The 15825-nt window shown below is 44.2% G+C and carries 10 protein-coding genes; 5 read left to right on the top strand and 5 right to left on the bottom strand.

What is annotated here, in order from left to right:
• Positions 1–22: 22 nt before the first annotated feature.
• Both PLE7327_RS03770 and mrdA read right to left on the bottom strand, forming a co-directional pair.
• Entirely contained in the window at positions 23–637 is a 615-nt protein-coding gene (locus PLE7327_RS03770; protein ID WP_015142533.1) for a hypothetical protein, read from the bottom strand.
• A 91-nt stretch (positions 638–728) separates the two neighbouring features.
• A complete protein-coding gene (gene mrdA, locus PLE7327_RS03765; protein ID WP_015142532.1) occupies positions 729–2564 on the bottom strand; it encodes a penicillin-binding protein 2 in 1836 nt (611 codons plus the stop codon).
• Between the two features lie 299 nt (positions 2565–2863).
• Here mrdA and PLE7327_RS03760 point away from each other — a divergent pair, with 299 nt between their 5' ends.
• The 3 genes from PLE7327_RS03760 to PLE7327_RS22535 all read left to right on the top strand — a co-directional run bounded on the left by PLE7327_RS03760 (position 2864) and on the right by PLE7327_RS22535 (position 6384).
• The gene (locus tag PLE7327_RS03760; protein ID WP_015142531.1) at positions 2864–4405 is read left to right on the top strand and encodes an NAD(P)/FAD-dependent oxidoreductase; all 1542 of its coding nucleotides are present in this window, start codon (positions 2864–2866) and stop codon (positions 4403–4405) included.
• Between the two features lie 20 nt (positions 4406–4425).
• Positions 4426–5250, top strand: coding sequence for a SirB1 family protein (locus PLE7327_RS03755; protein WP_015142530.1), 825 nt, complete (start codon positions 4426–4428; stop codon positions 5248–5250).
• A gap of 288 nt (positions 5251–5538) precedes the next feature.
• On the top strand, positions 5539–6384 hold the full coding sequence (locus tag PLE7327_RS22535) for a GUN4 domain-containing protein (protein WP_015142529.1): 846 nt from the start codon (positions 5539–5541) through the stop codon (positions 6382–6384).
• Between the two features lie 95 nt (positions 6385–6479).
• On the opposite strand, the gene PLE7327_RS03745 is transcribed toward PLE7327_RS22535, so the two are convergent.
• Positions 6480–6692, bottom strand: coding sequence for an AbrB/MazE/SpoVT family DNA-binding domain-containing protein (locus tag PLE7327_RS03745; protein ID WP_015142528.1), 213 nt, complete (start codon positions 6690–6692; stop codon positions 6480–6482).
• 139 nt (positions 6693–6831) lie between these two features.
• Here PLE7327_RS03745 and polA point away from each other — a divergent pair, with 139 nt between their 5' ends.
• The gene (gene polA / locus PLE7327_RS03740) at positions 6832–9756 is read left to right on the top strand and encodes a DNA polymerase I (RefSeq protein WP_015142527.1); all 2925 of its coding nucleotides are present in this window, start codon (positions 6832–6834) and stop codon (positions 9754–9756) included.
• 65 nt (positions 9757–9821) lie between these two features.
• Here polA and PLE7327_RS03735 read toward each other — a convergent pair whose 3' ends face one another.
• Positions 9822–11129, bottom strand: coding sequence for a hypothetical protein (locus PLE7327_RS03735; protein WP_015142526.1), 1308 nt, complete (start codon positions 11127–11129; stop codon positions 9822–9824).
• Complete coding sequence (locus PLE7327_RS24705) at positions 11129–14170, bottom strand: EAL domain-containing protein (protein WP_015142525.1); 3042 nt, start codon at positions 14168–14170, stop codon at positions 11129–11131. The genes PLE7327_RS03735 and PLE7327_RS24705 overlap by 1 nt, the downstream gene beginning before the upstream one ends.
• A 180-nt stretch (positions 14171–14350) precedes the next feature.
• Between PLE7327_RS24705 and aroA the strand changes: the two genes are divergently transcribed.
• Positions 14351–15700: a 3-phosphoshikimate 1-carboxyvinyltransferase gene (aroA, locus tag PLE7327_RS03725; protein WP_015142524.1), complete on the top strand. Its 1350-nt coding sequence runs from the start codon at positions 14351–14353 to the stop codon at positions 15698–15700.
• The last annotated feature ends 125 nt before the right edge of the window (positions 15701–15825 follow it).

Genomic DNA, 15825 nt, shown 5'->3' with positions numbered 1-15825 from the left:
CGGAAGCGATGGGAGTAGTTAGCTATTCGGGGTCAAAATCTGACGAAAAAGCCTCCTTAATGCCAATGTCTAACTGATTTGGCAGCACGTCGAGGGAAGAGTGCTTGTCTATTGCCCAGGCGATTTCTCCGCCTTTACGAATTCCGACACGGGTGAAGACAAAACCGGCATCTTCAAATTCCTGTCCGTAGGCTGCTATGGTTTTAGGAGACATCTTTAGGAGGTCTGCGATTTCCGAAGTACTTAGCAGCCAACCTTTCTCATAAGCCTCTTCTAATTCTCGCAGATAAGATAGGCGACTTCCAGTAGAAGGTAAGAGGCGCTTGACGATGGCTTCTACTACGGCGACAAAGGTGGCTGGCTGAAATAAGGGAATTTGTTCGGTCGGCAACTCTGCTAAAGCCCGATCTGGCTGAATGCGAGCATCTATATTTCTTAGAAATTCAGAGGTAACGCCGCCCTTCTGAATGTGTTCGTGTAGAGCATCTAACAGTTGTAATTGTTCGGCATTGACAAACGCTTTCTTGCCTTGCCTTTCTGGTTCGATCCCCAGGTCTTTTAGTCGAGTGTAGAGGTTAGAACGAGCAATCCCATAGCGGGAGGGGAGTTGGGTAATAGGTACGCGATCGATTTCCATAGTCTTTTGTCCTGGACTGTCCTGGACGAAACTTTTTCTCTATTATTACCACACCCAAAGTACAAATTGCTCGGATGTTGTACCATATATATCATTGATTCTTCTTCGGCCGCTTGTTGAAATAAGCCTCCATAACTTGTTTGACCATTGGTGCAGCTACCTTACCGCCACCGCCGCCAGAATGTTCGGCAAAGGCAACTACGACGATTTCCGGTCGATCGTAAGGGGCAAACGCCCCAAACCAGGCATGGTTTTTACCGGGAGGTGCTTCGGCAGTGCCGCTTTTGCCAGCAGCAGGCGGTAAATGCGCGACATTCAGAGCTTTTCCGGTGCCGCTGGCGATAACTGCTCGCAATCCTTCCCGGAGAGTTTTAATCGTTCCTGGTTTGAGATTCATAGACTTACGGTACTTGTTCGGGTCGCTGTCGTCTTTGAGCAGATGCGGTTTGACTAGATAGCCGCCGTTAGCGGGAACCGAAAACATAACTGCCACCTGCAACGGCGTTGCCAGGGTGAATCCCTGTCCGATGGACATATTTACCGTGTCGCCATCCGACCACTTCATGTCAAATCGTTTTCGCTTCCAAGCATCGTCGGCAATTAAACCAGGAGTTTCTTCTTTGAGTTCGATTCCCGTCCTCGATCCAAACCCATAATGGCGCGCCCATTCGATCAGAGTCGGTCCTCCTACGCCTTTGCCGATTTGACCGTGAAAGGTATTGCTACTCCAAGCCATTGCCCTGACATATCCCAGCGAACCGAATCCCGCTTTATTCCATTCCCCAAATGCCGTTCCTGCCACGTGGAGATAGGCGAAGGTTGGCAGGATAGTATTGGGCGGATATTTGCCGGATTCCATCCCTGCCGTTTGCGTTATCACCTTAAAAGTAGACGCGGGAGGAAACCCTTGCAGCGCTCGGTTGATAAAGGGATTGCCTTGACTGTTGAGTTTCTTCCAAGTTGCGGTCGTAATTTGACCGGAAAAGATATTGGGATCGAAGGTGGGATTGCTGGCTAGAGCTAATACAGCTCCATTTCTGGGGTCGAGCGCGACTATCGCCCCTTTGCGGCTACCAAGTGCCGCTTCAGCCGCTTTTTGCACGTTTAAATCCAACGTCAGGGTTACGTCTTCGCCAGCTTTAGCGATTTTCTGTCCCAAAACTCGGATCGCTTTGCCAGAACCATCTACTTCAAGCTGTAGCCCTCCCCATTCGCCTCGGAGCTGTTTTTCGTAGGCGGCTTCTACGCCCATCTTGCCGACGATATCGCCCATGCGATAGCCTTCGGCGCGGCGTTTGGCGAGTTCTTCGGCATTCAGTTCTCCAGTGTAGCCGAGAATATGAGCGCCCAACTGCTTGTTGGGATAGCTGCGCACCGTTTCGATATCGACTTCTATGCCCTCAAATCCACTTTTGTATTCTTCGAGGGCAGTAATCTGAGCCGGAGTAAGGCTGCGAGCGATCCGAATTAGGGTAGGGGTGTTAGCGCCAGCCTGCTCAATTTTCTGCTGGAGTTCTGCTTGTGGTATGGTTAGTAGTTTTGAGAGGCGAGCGAGTTGTTCGGGCCAGTCCGCTCGCAGTTGTACCATGGGCCAAAGATAGGCGGCGTGGGTTAGGCGCGTCGTGGCGAGAACTTTACCCTTGCGATCGAACAAATTTCCCCGAACTGGCGGTTTCGGAATGATGCGAATGCGATTGTTGTCTGCCTTTTCGCGATAAATTTGACCCTCGATTAGCTGGAGATAAACCAGACGCGAGCCAATGCCTCCGAGCAAAACCAGACTGATAAATAACATAATCAGAAGTGGTTGAAACTGCCGCCCGACAGTTCTTCCCTTCTGTTTGAGTTTCGCTGGGAACCTTAAGGGTTCGGCGATCGTCAATGGAAAAAAAACTCTTTTGAATTTCTGTCTTTGGATCGATCGCATATCACCCCTTTAAAGAATTCGAGCTGGATGATAGCGTCCTCAATCCGGTTTCTTGGCGTTTTTCACTCTCACACACTTGACCACACATAGTTTTTATCAACCTCGGTCGGTTTTGTCTGACATTGCTAAAACCATCGTAACTCTAGACTAGCCTAGCGTTTTTAAAATGGCAGTCTCCGGAGATTAACAAATGTTGCCTCTCGCCCATGATTCCTTGATTTTGCTGCTTCTGCTGGGAGAGACGGTTTGGCAGGTTAAGATAGAGATGAGCAAAAGTAAGAAATTGTCAAGAAATCTCGATGAAACTAAGCGATCGCGTTCTCTCGCAACTCCCCGGCGACGTACTCGAACGACTGCGAGCAGCCGATAAGCTCTGGCAGGAACTTCGCTTGGGCTCTTCATCCGTTCCTTGTGTCATTGACGAGAGCCGAGAATTGCTCGGCAATACGGATTGGGATGTCGTCATTAGTGGCGGTACGTTGGGAATTCTCATTGGCGCAGCTTTGCAAAAACGAGGTTGGCGGGTTGCTCTGATCGAGCGAGGAATTCTCCGAGGCAGAGATCAGGAATGGAATATTTCTCGTCAAGAATTAGAAGTATTTTTAGAATTAGATCTTCTTTCGGAAGCCGAATTAGATCGCGCGATCGCGACTGAATACAATCCCGCTCGCGTGAGCTTTTTTCAAGGTTCTGAAGTTTGGGTTAGAGATGTTCTCAATATTGGTATCGACCCTGTATATCTATTAGAAACCCTGAAATTAAAATTTTTAGAAGCTGGCGGAATTTTATTAGAAAAAAAACCTTTCGATTCAGCGACGATTCATCCCGATGGCGTTCTAATCAAAGCAGGAGAACATGCTTTAAAAACTCGCTTGCTAATCGATGCCATGGGTCATTTCTCTCCAATTGTTAAACAAGCGAGACGAGGAGAAAAACCAGCCGGAGTCTGTTTAGTTGTTGGCAGTTGTGCCAAAGGTTATCCTCACAATGAAACGGGCGATTTAATTGTTTCTTTTACGCCAATTCTTAACCAATGTCAGTATTTTTGGGAAGCTTTTCCAGCAAAAGATGGTAGAACGACTTATCTATTTACCTATGTCGATACCCATCGCGATCGCTTCAGTTTAGAATTTTTCATGCAAGAGTATCTGCGTCTTTTACCAGAGTATCAAAATGTAGAATTAAACCAACTACAATTCGAGCGTTTTTTATTTGGGTTTTTCCCCTCTTATCCTAAAAGTCCCCTTCACCTGCCTTGGAATCGAATTCTAGCGGTGGGAGATAGTGCCGGTGGTCAATCTCCCGTTAGTTTTGGCGGATTTGGATCGATGGTCAGGCATCTAAAACGCTTGACGTTTGGGATCGATGAAGCTCTAAAAATTAATCTTTTAGATCGCAATGCTTTATCCTTATTACAACCTTACCAACCTAATATTTCTGTAACTTGGCTTTTTCAGAAAGCCATGAGCGTCGGGATAGATAAAAAAGTATCTCCCAATCAAATTAACGACCTCATGAGCGGCGTTTTTCAAGTCATGGATAAATTAGGCGATGATGTTCTCAAACCGTTTCTTCAAGATGTCATTCAATTTTCAGCACTCTCTAAAACTTTACCTTTAGTCAATCCTAAATTAGTTTTACCTATTCTGCCTCAGGTTGGCATTTTTTCTTTATTAGATTGGAGCATTCATTACATTAACTTGGCACTTTATAGCGGTTTATATCCTTTAGGAAAATCGCTCCAACCCGCGATAAAGAATTTACCTCCAGTGCCGCAATATTACTACCATCGTTGGTTAGATGCTTGGCAATATGGTTCTGGTGGAGATTATCACAAGTAATAAAAAAGAGCAAACCAATGATGGATTTTTCAGTAGGAAGGCAAAATTTTTCCCAAGAAATAGCGCGATCCGATTCTGAGATCGATTTAGCTAAAGCTACACTTTATATAGCACAAGAAGAATATCCAGTTCTGGATATTGAGAAATATCTTAATGCTCTCGATACGATGGCAGAAGAACTTCAAGAACGTCTGCCTCAAACATCATATCCTCTTAAAATAATACAAAGTATTAATCAGTATCTTTTTGACGATCTTGGCTTTCAGGCTAATAGGAGCGACTATTACGATCCTCGCAATAGTTTTCTCAATGATGTTATCGATCGCCGCACGGGAATTCCTATTAGTTTATCTGTCATTTATTTAGAAGTTGCTAAACGTATAGATTTTCCCATGGTAGGGATTGGAATGCCGGGGCATTTTTTGATTCGCCCGGACTTTGAAAATGTCGGAATTTTTGTCGATGTTTTCGAGCGAGGAGAGATTCTGTTCGTGCAAGATTGTGAAGAAAGACTCAGACAAATTTATCAACAACCCGTGCAGTTAGAGTCACACTTCCTCGACCCAGTAGATAATAAACAAATTTTAGCAAGAATGCTTACCAATCTGAAATTTATTTACATTAATAAACAGGAATTATTAAAAGCGATCGCAGCAATGGAAAGAATTCTATTGCTCTTTCCTTATAATCGAAGAGAGTTACGAGATAAAGGTCTTCTCTACTATCAGCTAGGTGAATGGGTGCAAGCTTTTCAGGAATTAGACTTGTATCTTACCAATTTTCCCGATGCAGAAGATACAGACATAATTCGCAATTTACTTGATAAGATAAAAATGTTTATGTAGAATTAATAGTCAATACAATTCACAATTTTAATCAGTAGGAGCTTGTATCCACCACTGATTAAAGACCACTGATTTTTAAATTCAGTGCTCGATCGTATCCGTTAATTAACAATTAAATAATGAAAAGATTTCTTGTATTTAATTGTGAATTACAAATTGCTAATTGACAATTGTTTTGGTTAACTAAATCAACAATTATTTCCTAATCTTTTCTGGATATCTTAGATATACAGAAACAAATGTACTGTTTTTAAAACTCCAATCTTTGTGAAAAGAAAAGATTTAAAAATGGAGCAATGTCCGGTCTGTCAAACAGAATATGTTAGAGGGCAGGTAAATTTTTGTTGCACCTGCGGATGGGATTTAAGAAACTATACATTGCCTCTCACAGAAATACCAGAAGTTTTATTGAAGCAGGAACGAGTTAGAACTACTTGGGCACGCGAATGGTGGACGCGATCGCAATCGCAACTATGGAAAGTTCAATCAAAGCTGGAAAAAACCAATCAAGAAGTAGAATACCTGCGAGTTGAAGTGGCAAAATTACAGCAAGAACGCCTACAATTAATGAACCGATTATCTGAATTTTATGCCCATTCTTTTGAGAGAGAAAAAGTCAAAGTCGAGCCAATTTTGAAAGGCAAACTGACAAAAATTGAGACAGTAGATCTGACTCGATTAAAAGACTTATTAGCACAAAAAAAATGGCAAGAAGCAGACAGAGAAACAGTAGTTCTCTTATTACGAGTCTGCGATCGCTATCAAGAAGGCTGGCTGAGAATAACCGATCTAGAAAATTTTCCGGCTTGGGACTTGCATAATATCGATCGCCTTTGGACGAGATACAGCAATGGACATTTCGGCTTTAGCGTCCAGCAGTCGCTGTGGCAAGAAGTTGGCGGGACTTTGGATGCTAGCTACGAAATTTGGTGTCAATTTTGCGATCGCGTGGGATGGTATAACCAAGGAACCTGGGTAGCTTACGAACGCCTCAATTTTAGTCTCAATGGGCCTCCGGGTCATCTTCCGGCTGCCTATTGGGAAATAGGACTAGGTGCCGAAAGACTTTACTACTGGTGGTGGCTAACCCCAGTTATCCTTTTCAGTCGCTTCGATAACTGTCAATCCCTGTGAGATCCAATCCGGTTGGGTGGGAATTCTATGCAGTGCGAGGAAGATGCTCGTTAGTAGAGAATTGTGAGCGAGACGCTCACACTCCTAGACCATTCCTAATTTTCAAGGCTCTTGGGCATTCCTTGATACCTCAAGCAACCTGCTACATCATTTAAAGTTGTTTCTGGAAAAGGTTTTTTGGGCTTTAGTAAAATTCCATCACCCATATCGATCGCAATTAATTCTTGTCCCTCTTCCCAACGATGAGCGTCTCGTAAAGCCTTGGGAATAATAACTTGACCTTTACCCGACATTTTTGTTGTTTTCATAAAGACTGATTGTCTTAATTTTGAATTAATAATTTTGAATTTTGATTTGGAGCGAAGCGACTTGAGGTTGGAGTAAGCTTGAATAGAAGCTCTCCATTGCACTGCCTGTAAATTGCGATCGCTCTTAATTTAAAGATTTATGCCTACTTCTCTTGCCTCCACACCCACTAACTCAGAAACATCGCCTCTGTTTATACTTATTGACGGCCACTCTCTCGCTTTTCGTGCGTATTATGCTTTTGCAACATCTAGGCAAGGATTGCTGCGCACCTCTACAGGAATTCCAACTAGTGTTTGTTTTGGATTTCTTAACTCGCTCGTACAGGTTATTGAATCTCAACAACCACAATATATCGCAATTGCTTTCGATCGCGGCGAGGTAACTTTTCGTCACGAAGCTGATGCGAACTATAAAGCCAATCGTCAAGAAGCGCCAGACGATTTTCTTCCCGATCTAAAAAATCTGCAAGAGTTATTATTGGCATTTAATTTACAGATAGTAACCTCGGCTGGATATGAAGCTGATGATGTCATAGGAACGCTGGCAAAACAAGCAAGCGAGGCAGGATATCGAGTTAAAATTGTCAGCGGCGATCGCGATTTATTTCAACTGGTCGATCTAGACAAAAGCATTAGTGTCCTCTACATTGATAGAAATACTGTCAGAAGTTCTTCTGCGAATTACACCGAATTCGATCCGGCAGCAGTTGAAGAAAAATTAGGCATTAAACCTTATCAAGTTGTCGATTATAAAGCATTGTGCGGCGATAAATCGGATAACATTCCCGGCGTGAGGGGAATCGGAGAAAAAACTGCTGTCAAATTGCTGGAGGAATATGGAAGTTTAGAAGGGATTTATCAAAACTTAGATAAAATCCAGGGAGCAGTCAAGAAAAAGCTTGAAGAAGGAAAACAAGATGCAGAACATTCTCGTCATTTGGCACAGATAGTTTTAAATGCTCCTGTAGAAGTTAAGCTAGAAGATTGTAAGCTACAGGGATTTAATGTAAAAGCTGTTAAACCTTTATTAGAAAAATTAGAACTGAAGACAATTATTACAAGACTCGATAAATTACAACAGCAATTTGGGGGGAAATCAACCGAGATAATTTCATCTTCAGAAGAGAATTCAACCTCACAACAGCTATCTTTATTCGAGCGATCCAACTCCAGTGTAAAAACTTCAAAACAAGCCGGATCGCCCTCATCTATTTCTCCTCAAATTATAGATACTCAAGAGAAGCTGACAGGATTAATTGCACTGCTTAAAACTCATATAGATTCAAATAAACCCGTTGCTTGGGATACTGAAACCACTTCTATAAATCCGCGAGAAGCAAAATTAGTGGGAATTGGGTGTTGTTGGGGAGAGAAACCGACAGATATTGCTTATATTCCCGTCTGTCATGGGGATGGGATCTGTTTGGAAACAAAAGAAGTTTTAGAAGCTTTACGTCCCATTTTAGAAAGTTCTCGATATCCGAAAGTTTTTCAAAATACTAAATTCGATCGCAATGTCTTCTGGAAACATGGAATAAAACTCGCTGGCGTGGTTTTTGATACAATGCTAGCTAGTTATGTTATCCATCCAGAACTAAACCATAAACTCAGCGATATCTGCGATCGCTATTTGTCAGATATTTGTTCTCAAAACTATGACGATTTGGGCATTCCTAAAGGAAAAAACATTGGCGATTTAGATATTCAGACGGTGGCCAATTATTGTGGCATGGATGCTTATGTAACTTTTCTATTAATGCCAAAATTGAAAGCCGAATTAGAAAAAAATCCAGAACTTTATAAACTGTTATTAGACATAGAATTGCCTTTAGAACCCGTTCTAGCAGCAATGGAAACGCGGGGAATTCGGATCGATGTTAATTATTTGAAAGAATTTTCCGTAAAATTAGAACGAGATTTACAAGCGATCGAACAACAAATTTATGAAGAAGCTGGAGAGAAGTTTAATTTAGGTTCTCCTAAAAAATTGAGCGAAGTTTTGTTTGATAAATTAGGGTTAAATTCTAAAAAATCGCGCAAAATGAAAACGGGTTATTCTACCGATCGCGCGATTTTAGAAAAGCTACAAGGCGATCATCCCATCATCGATAAAATTCTCGAACATCGAACGCTTGTTAAACTGAAATCTACCTATGTCGATGCATTACCTCAATTAGTTAGTCCTGATACGAAGCGAATTCATACCGATTTTAACCAAACTATCACTGCAACAGGAAGGCTATCTTCTTCTAATCCAAACTTACAAAATATTCCCATTCGGACAGAATTTTCGCGTCAAATTCGCAAGGCATTTATTCCCGAAGAAGGATGGCTGTTAGTCTCAGCTGATTACTCTCAAATTGAGTTAAGAATTCTAGCCCATTTATGTCAAGAACCCCTTCTGGTCGAAGCATACCGCCAAGGAGAAGACGTGCATAGCGTAACGGCTAAAGTAATGTTTAATACTAATGAAATTACGCCAGAACAGCGCAATTTAGGAAAGACAATCAATTTTGGTGTAATCTATGGAATGGGGGCGCATAGATTTGCGCAATCGTCAGGATTAAGTGTCGAAATTGGTAAGGATTTTATTGAAAAATATCGACAAAAATATGCACGAGTTTTTACCTATTTAGAAAGGGTAAAAAAAGAAGCGATCGCTAAGGGATATGTTACAACAATTTTTGGACGGCGACGCTATTTTGACTTTGCTAATGAGAATTTACAAAAACTACGAGGAAGTAATCCAGAAGAAATCGATTTAGATGCACTAAAACTTAGCAATACGGATGCCCAACTTTTGAGGGCTGCTGCTAATGCTCCCATTCAAGGATCGAGTGCAGATATTATTAAAATTGCTATGGTAAAACTGCACAAAATTTTACAGGATTATCAAGCGAGATTGCTATTACAAGTCCACGACGAATTAGTCTTTGAAGTTCCTCCTACTGAATGGGAAGAGTTGCAACCTAAAATCAAATTCACGATGGAAAATGCTGTAGAATTGACAGTTCCTTTAGTCGTCGAAGTGCGTGCTGGGAAAAATTGGATGGAGGCAAAATAGATATTAGGCGTAAATATCTGCTAAAGATAAGTCATAATTGGTCGCACTTCTCTAATTATGGTCGTTTAATCGGATTGGAGATCGCTATATAATTTCAAACCCGATAAATCTAACGTTCCAAAATGAATACTGAAAGCGATTTGAAAATTTTCTAAAACTTTGATAAACCAATTCATTTTTTCTTGAGAAGTCAATGCATAATACTCGAATAAAAGCGATAATCTATTTTCCAAATGGGGTTTAATTTTTGGGTATAGCATTACCAATCTAAATAGAAGAATACTCGCTTTTGTCGAACCCAAATTAACAATTAGATCGGTAAAAATCTGATGATTGAGATTTTGTGGGCTTTCTACTACTAAGAAATTTAAGAGTTGATTATAAGTACGAAGAATGAGAAATTCACTCAGTTTTTGAGCGTGATAATCTGGCAGAATCCTTTGTAATTTTTCATAAAGGAGTTTGCCGAACCGATTTTTAGCGTAGTCAGGATCGATAATAGATATAAGATAATTGTATAAGTTATCTTTAAAGTTTTTATAGGATAGAATTTGATTCTGATTCGCGAGCAGCTCGAAGGCTAAATTCCCCGTTGTCGAGTGAGTCGCACCTTTAGCAGCAAATTGCCTCAGAGCAGCTTTTAGCTCATCTGAGTTAAGCAAAGTGGGATTTTCAACTCGTCGTAGCAGTTTTCCCGCTCCCCCCGAAAGTTGACGAGCGCGAGCAATTTGCACGAGTCTGACTCGATAAGTTAAGTACTGAGCTAGGGTAACTTCATAGTTGCGTTGGTTGCGCGATTTAATTTTTCTGATGGTTCGCTGATAGTCGAGGCTGCAATCTTCATCGAGCAAGCAATATTTGTACAAGTAGGGATAGCGACTGAGGATGTCTCCGAGGGATTGAGAATTAATCGCCTCGCTTTTCTGGGCGGGTTGGATAACTCGTACCAACCGTTTCAGTCTCAGATACTGCTCGGTTTCGGTGAAATTTTTGACCAATTGCAGACAGCGACTTGAGAGGCGAGAAGCGCTAACCAGAGAAGCAGGCAACTGCTCGAACAGTTCTACTAGCTCTGGAATGGCGGGTTGGAGTTGGGGTTGTTGATACCAGCAATCGATCGCGATCTGACAGCATCGATAAAGAACGAGCTTAAAGTCTCGGTCAGCATTCTTGGAGACGACGATTTTTTGCACTGCTGCACGGACTTGAGCGTCTTTATAGTCTCTGCCTTCGATCAACAAACGCCGGAAGTCATCGAGAACCCGCTCGGTCGATTCTGTCCGAACGCAGTTGAGAACGTGAGCGTAGATTAGTTGCGCCTCCCGGTCGCTGGGTTGTAGGGGATCGTCTAGAGTTGGGCGATGATCGCTCATCAGTCGCGTTCCTCTCGTACTGCGAGTTGATTATTTTCTGTTGCATTGGCGAGAATCTCGGTTGCTCCTTCGACGGACAACGGGCGATAGAAGAGAAAACCCTGTACCGACTCGCAGTTAATCGATTTGAGAAACTCCAGTTCTTCCTCTTTCTCCACCCCTTCAGCAATGATGCTCAAGCCTAAACTTTGTCCGAGGGTAACTATTGCCGTAACGATATGAGAGACTTTTTTATCATTGGTCAAATCGCGAATGAAAGATCGATCGATTTTTAGGTTGTGTAGGGGCAGAAGCTGAAGGCGACTCAAGGAAGAATGACCCGTTCCAAAGTCGTCGATGGCGAGGCGAACCCCCATGCGATCGAGTTTTTGCAACACGGTTCGGGTGAATTCAATATCCTGGATGGCTGTCGTTTCCGTGATTTCTAGCTCTAAGTAGCGAGGTTCCAGTCCCGTTTCTTGTAAGATCCTCGCGACCGTTTCGACCAGTTGGGGCTGACGAAACTGCAAAGGCGAGAGATTGACCGCCACGCAGATAGCAGGCAATCCTGCCGCTTGCCAAGCCTTATTTTGGATGCAGGCAGTTCGCAGCACCCACTCCCCGATAGAAAGAATCAAACCACTCTCCTCGGCAACGGGGATAAAAATCCCAGGAGACACCGCTCCCATATCGGGACTTTGCCAGCGAAGCAATGCCTCCATCCCAGTAATTTGTCCCGTCGCCACATCGATGCGAGGTTGATAATGAAGGCTAAATTCTTTTTTCTCTAGCGCCTGACGCAGCCGCTTTTCTAGGCTCAGCCGTTCGGGAGCTTTGGCGCTCAGAGCAGAAGTGTAAAACTGGTATTGATTCCTGCCCTGTTCTTTGGCGTAATACAGAGCCGTATCCGCGTTTTTGATGAGGGTTTCAGCATCGTAACTGTCTTCGTTCAACAAAGCAATGCCGATGCTGCTGGTCACGTAGAAATCGTGACCGTCAAGGTGAAATACTTCGTCTAGGGATTGTAGGATTCTCTCGGCAGTTCTCGTCGCATCCTCAATTTCTTCGATTTGAGACAGCAGGACGGTGAATTCATCTCCTCCCCAACGAGCGACAATATCGCCCGCTCTGAGGGAGTTTTTTAAGCGTTGCGCGACGGCTTTCAACAATTCATCTCCAACCGTGTGTCCGAGGGTGTCATTGATATTTTTAAAGCGATCGAGGTCTAAAAACATGACGGCGAGACTTTTGCCCTGCCGAGTCGCATTGGGAATCGCTAAGGATAGCTGCTCGTTGTATAGGGTTCGATTGGGCAGATCCGTTAGCAGGTCGTGAAGGGCGCGGTGACTCATTAGTTGTTCGGTTTGCTGTCGTTGTAGGGCACCGCTAATACTCGCTGCCATGGTAAAGAGCGTCGATTCTTCGTGAACCGACCAGCACCGTTCTTGCTGGCAGTCGGCAAAGCCAATCCAGCCCCAAAATTCGTTGCCTAAAAAAATGGGAACCACAAGCAGCGATTGAATGCCGTCTAGGTCAAGCAAAGATTGTTCGGCAGGAGAGAATTCTTGAATGGTCCGGTTAATCGAGCGACCCGAAGCGAGAGTCGCATACCAGTCAGACTTGCCGAATGCATTGTAAGTGCGATTTTGCCAGTGAGGCTGATGCACGAGCGATTCTAAAGACTCTCGCGACCAAGCATAGCGCAAACTCATAGATAATTCGCCAGTGACGGGCTGGGGATGATTTTCGACGATAACGACGAAATCGACGGTAGCCGCCGTTCCCAATACCGCTAAAGCTTGGAAAATTGCTTTCTCGTACTCCATTTCGGCGAGTAAATATCTGGCGGCTTCTGCTACCGCTTGCAACAGGCGATCGCGCTTTTGCAGTTCTTCCTCAACTCGCTTGCGTTCGGTAATATCCTCTACCGAGCCTTCATAACCGATTACCTCGCCGTCTGCATCGCACAGAGGACGCACTTTTTCAGAAATCCAGATAATGCTGCCGTCTTTGCGGTATACTTGCGATTCAAAGCTGCGTATCTCGCCTTTCTCGCGCATCAGACCGATAAACTCCAGCCGACGGAGCGGATCGACGTAGAACTGCCGCCCGATATCGGTTATGCTATCGATCAATTCTTCTGGGGAATCGTATCCATAGATGCGGGCTAGCATGGGGTTGGCCACCAAATAGCGTCCGTCTAAGCTAGTTTGAAAAATGCCCTCAACAGCGTTCTCAAAAATTCTGCGATATCGCTCCTCTGCCTGCCGCCGCGCTTCCTCTGCTTGCTTGCGTTCGGTAATGTCGATAATGAAAATTCTAATTAAATCGCTTTCGGGAATGTAGTGTACCGATTCCTCAAAAAATTCCCCGTCAACTCGGACTTCTCTTGCAAAGGCGTTTTGCTTTTGAGTTTTAAGGCTCGAAGCTAGCCCGCTCAAAATCGGGTGAGATTGTCCCATCTCTTTGAGTGTGGGAAACTTGAGGATGGCGGCTGGATTGAGATAGGTGACGTTTCCCTTCAAATCGACTTCAACGATGGGATTGGGAATCAGTTCGGGAAAGGATGCTAAGCGAACCAAAGCTGCCTCGCTATTATTTGCTAGTTCGGGTTCGGGAGCTATCAGGGTATCGTAGAAGCTAGCTCGACTCGATAGAAAGTCAGAAAAGTCTTCTGCTTCAGATGACTCGGCAAATTCTGAATCGGTTAAATTGGAGACAGTATAGTACTTGGCTCGAACGTAGTGACCAAAGTCAATCGCATCGCCGTGTTTTAGGTCGTGAGATAAGCATTTTTTCCCATTGACAAATAAGCCGTTCTTGCTTCTCTGCCCGTTGAGATTGCCATCGACAATGCGAAATAGATAGTATTGGCTATCAGGGGCGGTCACCCGCAACAAAATGGCGTGTTGGCGAGACACTAATTTGGAGTTAAGAACGATGGAGTTGCGCGGGTCTCGCCCAATGGAATACGTAGCTCCTTCAAGCGGAATCATTCGTTGACCTTGAGGGTCTTCAATAGCTAAGATGTGACGGACTTTCTCCCGCTCGTTATCACTCACTTGCCTACCTCGTTCTTCACAAGAACAGTACCGTTTTAATCGATTTTGACCTAGCTTAACTTAAATATTTAAATTAAATATATTTGAATTTTAAAGTAGAAAACTCAAAAGAAAGTTGGAGGGCGATCGCCCTCCTTTGCTAAGATCGGCAACGCTATCTCAATTTTCCTATTCCTCGTCATGCCATCTCCTATCGTTACCCTACACGACGCGATCGCGCAGCAAAATTTATCAATCTCTCCACCGCCTTCTGGACTGTCTGTGGGCGGAAAGATCGCGGTTCCCGGCGATAAATCTATCTCCCATCGCGCCTTGATGTTAGGCGCGATCGCCTCTGGAGAAACCACCATTGAAGGACTGTTGTTGGGAGAAGATCCGCGCAGTACGGCAAGTTGTTTTCAGGCGATGGGAGCAGAAATTTCTCCATTAAATACTGAGAAAGTCATTGTCAAAGGCATCGGACTGGGAAATTTACAAGAACCCCAAGATGTTTTGAATGCCGGAAATTCAGGAACGACGATTCGCCTGATGCTGGGATTGCTAGCTTCCCATCGAGATCGCTTTTTTACCGTAACGGGAGATAGTTCGCTGCGATCGCGTCCTATGTCCCGCGTCATCAAACCTCTGCAGCAAATGGGAGCGCAAATCTGGGGACGAAAAGACAATTCTCTGGCACCTCTGGCAGTTCGAGGACAGCAACTCAAACCCAGCCATTATCATTCTCCCATCGCTTCGGCTCAAGTCAAATCCTGCCTTCTCCTGGCAGGATTAATGACAGAAGGGAAAACTACCGTTACCGAACCGTCTCTCTCCCGCGATCACAGCGAGCGAATGTTACAAGCGTTCGGGGCACAATTGGAGATCGATCCCGAAACCCACAGCGTCACCGTCATCGGTCCCGCCACCTTGCAAGGACAGCGAGTCATCGTACCGGGAGATCTCAGTTCTGCGGCTTTTTGGTTAGTCGCGGCATCCATCGTTCCCGGTTCTGAATTGCTGATCGAAAATGTCGGCATCAATCCTACGCGCACGGGGATTTTAGAAGTTTTAGAGATGATGGGAGCCGATATTCGACTAGAAAATAAGCGAGCGGTTACAGGCGAACCCGTGGCGGATTTACGAGTGCGATCGCGCCAGTTAAAAGCCTGTACGATTGAAGGCAATTTAATTCCTCGTCTCATCGACGAAATTCCGATTTTGGCGGTAGCGGCAGTCTTCGCGCGAGGAACGACGATTATTCGCGATGCGGCAGAATTAAGAGTTAAAGAAAGCGATCGCCTTGCCGCTATTGCCACAGAATTGAATCGTATGGGAGCTAGAATTACCGAACTCCCCGATGGGTTAGAAATTACTGGCGGCACGCCTCTGGAGGGAACGGAAGTAGATAGTTATACCGATCATCGCATTGCTATGAGTCTCGCGATCGCTGCTCTCAACGCCCAAGGTACGACCACGATTCATCGTGCAGAAGCGGCAGCGATTTCTTATCCCGAATTTGTCAGTACGCTGCAAGCAGTTTGCAGGAATTGACCGAAACAATTCGCCATTAAAAAACTTCTTTCTCAAGAGATTTCTCAAAATACTCAAAGGATTACCATGCCAGATGCGACAGAAAATTCATCCGTCAATGAGCAATGATCTCTCGACTGGATGCA

The organism is Pleurocapsa sp. PCC 7327, assembly GCF_000317025.1.
In the GTDB taxonomy this organism is placed as follows: domain Bacteria; phylum Cyanobacteriota; class Cyanobacteriia; order Cyanobacteriales; family Microcystaceae; genus Hydrococcus.
This window is presented reverse-complemented; position numbering and strand designations above follow the sequence as displayed.

Bases quoted from the DNA above. Each gene is read 5' to 3' on its own strand.
- PLE7327_RS03755 (WP_015142530.1), top strand. From the start codon at position 4,426: ATGGATTTTTCAGTAGGAAGGCAAAATTTTTCCCAAGAAATAGCGCGA.
- PLE7327_RS03760 (WP_015142531.1), top strand. From the start codon at position 2,864: ATGAAACTAAGCGATCGCGTTCTCTCGCAACTCCCCGGCGACGTACTC.
- aroA (WP_015142524.1), top strand. From the start codon at position 14,351: ATGCCATCTCCTATCGTTACCCTACACGACGCGATCGCGCAGCAAAAT.
- PLE7327_RS03735 (WP_015142526.1), bottom strand. From the start codon at position 11,129: ATGAGCGATCATCGCCCAACTCTAGACGATCCCCTACAACCCAGCGAC.
- PLE7327_RS03770 (WP_015142533.1), bottom strand. From the start codon at position 637: ATGGAAATCGATCGCGTACCTATTACCCAACTCCCCTCCCGCTATGGG.
- PLE7327_RS03745 (WP_015142528.1), bottom strand. From the start codon at position 6,692: ATGAAAACAACAAAAATGTCGGGTAAAGGTCAAGTTATTATTCCCAAG.
- mrdA (WP_015142532.1), bottom strand. From the start codon at position 2,564: ATGCGATCGATCCAAAGACAGAAATTCAAAAGAGTTTTTTTTCCATTG.
- PLE7327_RS22535 (WP_015142529.1), top strand. From the start codon at position 5,539: ATGGAGCAATGTCCGGTCTGTCAAACAGAATATGTTAGAGGGCAGGTA.
- polA (WP_015142527.1), top strand. From the start codon at position 6,832: ATGCCTACTTCTCTTGCCTCCACACCCACTAACTCAGAAACATCGCCT.